The 5,842-nt window shown below is 67.9% G+C and carries 8 protein-coding genes; 4 read left to right on the top strand and 4 right to left on the bottom strand.

Features of this window, described 5'->3' with window-relative positions; all coding sequences use genetic code 11:
• A partial coding sequence (locus VEG08_08175; GenBank protein HXZ27959.1) for a hypothetical protein occupies positions 1-520 on the top strand: 520 nt, incomplete at its 5' end.
• A 74-nt stretch (positions 521-594) separates the two neighbouring features.
• Entirely contained in the window at positions 595-1,383 is a 789-nt protein-coding gene (locus VEG08_08170; GenBank protein ID HXZ27958.1) for a methyltransferase domain-containing protein, read from the top strand.
• Between the two features lie 6 nt (positions 1,384-1,389).
• Here the strand turns inward: VEG08_08170 and cutA are convergent, their stop codons facing one another.
• Positions 1,390-1,707, bottom strand: coding sequence for a divalent-cation tolerance protein CutA (gene cutA / locus VEG08_08165; GenBank protein HXZ27957.1), 318 nt, complete (start codon positions 1,705-1,707; stop codon positions 1,390-1,392).
• A 181-nt stretch (positions 1,708-1,888) separates the two neighbouring features.
• On the opposite strand from cutA, the gene VEG08_08160 reads away from it, so the two are divergent.
• Together VEG08_08160 and VEG08_08155 are read left to right on the top strand one after the other, a co-directional pair.
• A complete protein-coding gene (locus VEG08_08160; protein ID HXZ27956.1) occupies positions 1,889-2,263 on the top strand; it encodes a septum formation initiator family protein in 375 nt (124 codons plus the stop codon).
• 244 nt (positions 2,264-2,507) lie between these two features.
• On the top strand, positions 2,508-2,837 hold the full coding sequence (locus VEG08_08155) for a hypothetical protein (GenBank protein ID HXZ27955.1): 330 nt from the start codon (positions 2,508-2,510) through the stop codon (positions 2,835-2,837).
• A 58-nt stretch (positions 2,838-2,895) separates the two neighbouring features.
• Here the strand turns inward: VEG08_08155 and VEG08_08150 are convergent, their stop codons facing one another.
• The 3 genes from VEG08_08150 to VEG08_08140 all read right to left on the bottom strand — a co-directional run.
• Complete coding sequence (locus tag VEG08_08150) at positions 2,896-3,666, bottom strand: thiazole synthase (GenBank protein HXZ27954.1); 771 nt, start codon at positions 3,664-3,666, stop codon at positions 2,896-2,898.
• Positions 3,667-3,675: 9 nt separating this feature from the next.
• Positions 3,676-4,437 (bottom strand): hypothetical protein, encoded by a 762-nt coding sequence (locus tag VEG08_08145; protein ID HXZ27953.1) that lies wholly within the window; start codon positions 4,435-4,437, stop codon positions 3,676-3,678.
• Between the two features lie 102 nt (positions 4,438-4,539).
• A partial coding sequence (locus VEG08_08140) for a long-chain fatty acid--CoA ligase (protein ID HXZ27952.1) occupies positions 4,540-5,842 on the bottom strand: 1,303 nt, incomplete at its 5' end.

Raw genomic sequence — 5,842 nt, 5'->3', positions numbered from 1 at the left:
GATTGCCGTGGGCCTGGCCATGGTGCACGGTGGCAACCGCTTCGCCCTGGACTACCGCGACAAACTGGTCTCGCGGGCCTACGCCTCCTCTACCATCCTGCGCGCGCTCCAAAGCGGCCGGCCCGAAACCGCGGCGGCCTTGGACTGTGGCGCCAACCTCGTGGGAGGAGCGGCCAGCACGCTGGCAGGCTACTGGGCGCCCGCCGTTTATCCTGTCGTCCTCTATCGCGGATGGATCGGGGGCATCGTGGGCGTGGACGGCAAGCACCGCAGCCGCCTCTCCGACCCCTCGGAGAGGACTTATTACCTGGTCACGCTGCTCCTGCAGTTGCTGCCGTATTCGCTGGCGGGAGGCGCGGGCGTGAACCTGGGGATTGCTCGAGTGCGTCCCGTGGGTGACTATGCCGGACCCAAATGGTTGGGGTTGCCCAGAGAAGCCTTACGCGACGCCGCCCGCATCTACCTGTTGGTCGTCCCTCTCTTCGCCGTGGCCTCTGCTTTCGAATTCCTCGCCCGTTAAGAGGCTCGGCGTTCCCCCGTGCTCCCTTGTGTCCTTTGTGGTGAGCTTTCTCTTCCTGCGCTAAGCTGGTTGCTATGCCATCGCGCGAGTGGGATGCGGAAGCCTACCATCGCCTCTCCGAGCCGCAGTTCGAGTGGGGAATGAAGGTGGTGGCGCGGCTGAAGCTGCGCGGCGACGAGACTGTGCTCGACGCCGGCTGTGGCTCCGGGCGACTGAGCGCCGAATTGCTCTCGCGCCTGCCCCGGGGCCACGTGCTCTGCGCCGATCTCTCCAGCAACATGCTGCGCTCGGCCCGCGAGTACCTGGAGCGGGACTACCCGGGGCGCGTCCGCTTCCTGTGCGCCGACCTCACCGCGCTGCCCCTGCGCGCCGCCGTGGACGGCGTCTTCTCGACCGCCGTCTTCCACTGGATCCCCGATCATCCCAAACTGTTCGCCTCGCTGTTCGCCGCGCTCAAGCCGGGCGGCTGGCTGGAAGCGCAGTGTGGCGGGGCAGGGAACCTGGAGCGCCTGCGCACCCGCGCCCAGCGGCTCATGCGCAGCCCGGAGTTCGCGCCGCATTTTCGCGGCTTCGAGGACAACCGCGAATACGCCAGCCCGGAGCTGACCATGGAGCGGCTGCGCGCCGCCGGCTTCGTCGAGGCGGAGGCCTGGCTCGAACCCGCGCCCGCCACCTTCCCCACCCGCGAGCGCTTCCGCGAGTTCATCGGCAAGGTGAACCTGCACAAATACGTGGCGCGGCTGGAGGACGGCGAACTCAGCCGGCGCTTCCTCGATGCCATGGCGGAGCAGGCGGCGGGCGACGATCCGCCCTTCACCCTCGATTACCTGCGCATGAACCTGCGCGCGCGCAAGCCGGCGTAGCGCGGCTCAATCCACCGCGTCGCCGATCCAGTCGAGGTATTCGGAGCTACCCGCGTCGATGGGCAGGGCCACGCACTCGGGCAGTTCATAGGAGTGCAACTCCGAGATGGCGTCGCGCACGTCCGGGAAACAGTCGGCCGTGGTCTTGATGATCAGCAGGAATTCCTCCGCCTGCTCCACTTTCTCCTGCCAGCGGTAGACGGAGGCGATGGGTCCTACCAGATTGACGCAGGCGGCCAGGCGGCGCTCCACCAGCGCGCGCGCGATCTTCTCCCCTTCCTCGCGCGAGCCGGTCGTGGTCAGGACGATGCGCTTGTCGGTCATGAGGACCAGCCTCCAGCCGTCAGCACTGTACCACCGACGGCTCCCCGCTGAATGCTGCCGCTTCGTAGGGATCGCTGGTTTAACCACCTTGGTTCCCTCGGCTTGACGCCGGCGGGGAACGGACGTTCACTTTAGGAAGACGCAGGGGGAACTGCGCGCGGAAAGGCGCACCTTGGAGCTGGTGGAACAGATCGGCGATCGGCTGTACCGCTGGCGGCGCAAGCTGGCCAGCGCGGGGGTGGGGTTGCTCGCCTGCCTGCTCGCCTACCACGTGGTCTTCGGCGCCAACGGCATGATGGCCTGGGAGCAGAAGCGGGCGGAGTACCGGCAGTTGCAGCAGCAGATCGAAGACCTGCAGAAGCAGAACCAGCGGCTCACCGAGCACATTCAGGCGCTGAAATCCGATCCCGCGGCCATCGAAAAAGAGGCCCGCGAGCAGTTGCGCTACGTCCGCCCCGGCGAAGTCATCTATGTCGTGCCCCCGGCCAAGGCGCGCACCCAGCCCCCGGCTCCCGCATCCCCTCCTCCCTCCGCCACGGCGCAACGCCGGCCGTAGCGCCGCCGACCGCCGTCGGATCTTGTAACCTTTTTCTGGGCCTGCCCTCTCTCTGTGTAATGGCCGGCTTCTGTACCCCGGCCGGCCAGGGGCGGCCGCCTGTTTTTGGTTGCATTTCATCGTAGGGCGAGATACAAGGGATGCCCCGCCCAGCGGGCGTTGGGCGCCGTTGGCCGGCGCGGAGCCGACTCCGCGCAAGCAGGGCATCCCGCCGATGAACCGAGGAATAAGGAGAAGCGAAGCTATGAAGAAAGTGTCATTGATCGTACTGGCTCTGGCCGTACTGGCGTTTGTGGCCGTGAGCGCGAGCGCCGGCGCCAAGGCCACCACCGTGACCGGCTGGGTAGGCGACAGCAAGTGCGGCGCCCATGGCGCCCAGAAGGCCGACTGCGTGGCCAAGTGCGTGCAAGCCGGCGCCGCCCCCGTCCTGGTCAGCGACAAGGACCAGTCGGTGCTGAAGATCGACAACCCCGACGCGGTGAAGGACCATCTCGGTCATCACGTTACCGTGACCGGCCACGTGGACAACGGCAGTATCCACGTGGACAGCGTCGCCATGGTCCCAGGCAACTAGCCGGCGATCGGTTGGCGGGGATTTGCGGGGCGGCCCCCAAGCCGCCCCGAAGTCTTTCTCAGCGCACCACGCCTGCCAGCGGGGAGCTGGCCGTAGCGTAGAGCTTCCTGGGCATGCGTCCGGCAAGGTAGGCCTGGCGTCCGGCCAGGACCGCGTTCTTCATGGCCTCGGCCATGAGGACGGGGTCGTCGGCGCCGGCGATGCCGGTGTTCATGAGCACTCCGTCGTAGCCCAGCTCCAGCGCGATGGCGGCGTCGGAGGCCGTGCCCACGCCGGCGTCCACGATCAGCGGCACCTCCGCGATCATCTCCCGCAGGATGCGCAGGCTGGCGGGATTCTGGATGCCCAGGCCGCTTCCGATGGGCGCTCCGAGAGGCATCACCGCGCTTGCGCCAGCGTCGACCAGACGGCGGGCCACCACCACGTCGTCCGAGGTGTAGGGCAGGACGGTGAAGCCCTCCTTCACCAGGAGGCGCGTGGCCTCGACGGTGGCGGCCACGTCGGGGAAGAGGGTCTTCGGGTCGCCGATGACCTCGACCTTGATCCAGTCGGAGAGCCCGACCTCGCGGCCCAGGCGGGCGGTGCGCACGGCTTCCTCGGCGGTATAGCAGCCGGCGGTGTTGGGCAGCAGGAAGTAGCGCTTGGGGTCGATGAAGTCGAGCAGCGACTCCTTGCTGCGGTCGAGGTTGACGCGACGCACCGCCACCGTGACCATCTCGGCGCCTGAAGCCTCGATGGCCCTCGCCGTCTCCTGCCCGCTCTTGTACTTGCCCGTGCCCACGATCAGCCGCGAGCGGAACTCATGATTCGCAATGATGAACTTGTCCATGGGGATATTCTAGCGGAGCGGCGCGCCGGGCGCGCTCTCCGCGCGAGTCCGGATGGCGCGCAGCCACATCACGCGGATCAGGGCGCTGCCGGGGTAAATCACGCGCCAGTAGCGCCCGAAGGCGCGAGCGGTGGCTGCGTCGGTGGCGTAGACGCGGGTCTCGGTGGTCACGCGGCACTCCCCGGGTCCAATCTCCTGGATACGGAAGTTCATGGCCGCTTTGGCATAGCCGGGCGCGGATAGGGCCTGCCACGTCTCCGGCGTCCAGTCGGCCAGGCGAGAGGGCCGCGGCGCGGCCGCGAAGGTGCCCAGCACCAGCTCCTGCCGGGGCTCGTCCGCCAGCATGAGGAAGCCGGTGCGGGTGGCGAGGTCGAGGATGGGCTGCTGCGCGGGTGGGTTCAGGATACTCGCGGGCACGGGCCGGCCCAGGCGGCGGATCCAGGTGAGGGCGCGGTAGAAGGTGATCTCGGAGGCGGTGACCTGGCGCAGGGCGCGGTCCACCTGCTCCGCGGAGGCGTGCACCACGATGCTGTGCTGCTCGCGCGCCTGGTAGGCGGGAAGAAAGAGATCCAGGCGGGTGGAGGGAGCGGTGACCTGCGTGAGGGAAAGTGGCCAGAAGAATCCGCAGGAGATGACCGCCAGCCCCGCCGCCAGAGCGAGGGCAGCGCGCCGCCGGGTGCCCAGGCGCAGCCAGCGCAGCGGCTTGAGTAGGCATACGAGCGCCAGGAAGACAAGGAACAGCCCGGCGTACACGGCGAGAGAGGGGAGCATGGTGGAAGGGTACGCTTCCCGGCTGCTCTTTAGCTACAGCGGCCTCGTGACGATAGAGGTCTCTCACTGCGCTCGAGATCAAGAAGAAGCACGGCAGCGCGGCTATTTCAGGCTGCCGGCCTCGGAGCGGTAGGCGGCCTCGGCCTCGCGGTAGAGGGCGTCGATGCGCTCCTTGTACTTCTCCTCCACCACCCGGCGGCGCAGCTTCATGGTGGGGGTCAGCTCGCCGCCGGCGATGGTGAAATCCTCGGGCACCAGTAGCACGCGCTTGATGGTCTCGAACTGGGCGAGACCCTGGTTGAGCTCGCCCACGACGGCGTCGTAGAGGGCGCGCACGGGCTCGGCGGCGATCAATTCCTCGCGCGAGCCGAACTTCACGTTGTTGACCCGCGCCCAGTCCTCCAGCAGCGGGAAGTGCGGCACCATCACCACCACCGAGAACTTGCGGCGGTCGCCGATGACCACCGCCTGCTCCACCATCACGTTGGCCTTGAGCGCGGCCTCGAGGGGCTGCGGGGCGATGAACTTCCCCCCTGAGGTCTTGATCAGGTCCTTCTTGCGGTCGGTGATGGTGAGGAAGCCGTCTGGGTCGAGGGTGCCGATGTCGCCGGTCTTGAACCAGCCGTCGAGGAAGGCCTCCCGGGTCTCCTCGGGCCGGTTCCAGTAGGCCTGAAAGATGGACTTGCCGCGCACCAGGATCTCGCCGTCGGCAGCGATCTTGCACTCCACGTTGGGCAGGGGCCTGCCCACGGTACCCAGCTTGAGCGCGCCGGGAACGTTGATGGCGATCACGGGCGAGGTCTCGGTCAACCCGTAGCCCTCGTAAATGGGGATGCCCACCGAGGCATACCACTCCGAGAGCTCCTTGCCCAGGGGTGCGCCCCCGGAGATGTAGGCGCGCACGCGCCCGCCGAAGGCCTGGCGCACGCGCGAGTACAGGATCAGGTCGGCCAGCTTCCAGGCGGGCCCGCCGGGGATCTTGCCGGCCACGACCTGGTCGCGATGGGCGGCGCCCACCTTGACCGCCCAGTTGTAGAGCGAGCGCTTGAAGCCGTTCCCGGCGGCGTGCTGCACCGCGTTGTAGATCTTCTCGTAGACACGAGGGACGCCCACGAAGAGGGTGGGGCGGGTCTCCAGCATGGTGCGGTGCAGCTCGTCCACGTTGGGGCAATAGGCGATGGTGACGCCGTCCTGGAAGAGCCAGTAGTCGAGGTGGCGGGCGGTGATATGCGAGAGGGGAAGGTAGGAGATGCAGAGGTCCGCGGGGCCCATCTCGAAGTCCTGGTTCGACCGGTCGAGGTTGCTGCACAGGTTCTCGTGGGTGAGCATGACGCCCTTGGAGCGGCCGGTGGTGCCCGAGGTGTACATGATGGTGGCCAGGTCCTGGGGCTGGGCGGCGCGCGCG

It is taken from the genome of Terriglobales bacterium (genome assembly GCA_035624475.1).
Classification (GTDB): domain Bacteria; phylum Acidobacteriota; class Terriglobia; order Terriglobales; family Acidobacteriaceae; genus DASPRL01.
Note: the sequence above shows the minus strand (reverse complement) of the source record. Positions and strands in the feature narration are given on the sequence as shown.

Bases quoted from the DNA above. Each gene is read 5' to 3' on its own strand.
- VEG08_08170 (HXZ27958.1), top strand. From the start codon at position 595: ATGCCATCGCGCGAGTGGGATGCGGAAGCCTACCATCGCCTCTCCGAG.
- cutA (HXZ27957.1), bottom strand. From the start codon at position 1,707: ATGACCGACAAGCGCATCGTCCTGACCACGACCGGCTCGCGCGAGGAA.
- VEG08_08155 (HXZ27955.1), top strand. From the start codon at position 2,508: ATGAAGAAAGTGTCATTGATCGTACTGGCTCTGGCCGTACTGGCGTTT.
- VEG08_08150 (HXZ27954.1), bottom strand. From the start codon at position 3,666: ATGGACAAGTTCATCATTGCGAATCATGAGTTCCGCTCGCGGCTGATC.
- VEG08_08145 (HXZ27953.1), bottom strand. From the start codon at position 4,437: ATGCTCCCCTCTCTCGCCGTGTACGCCGGGCTGTTCCTTGTCTTCCTG.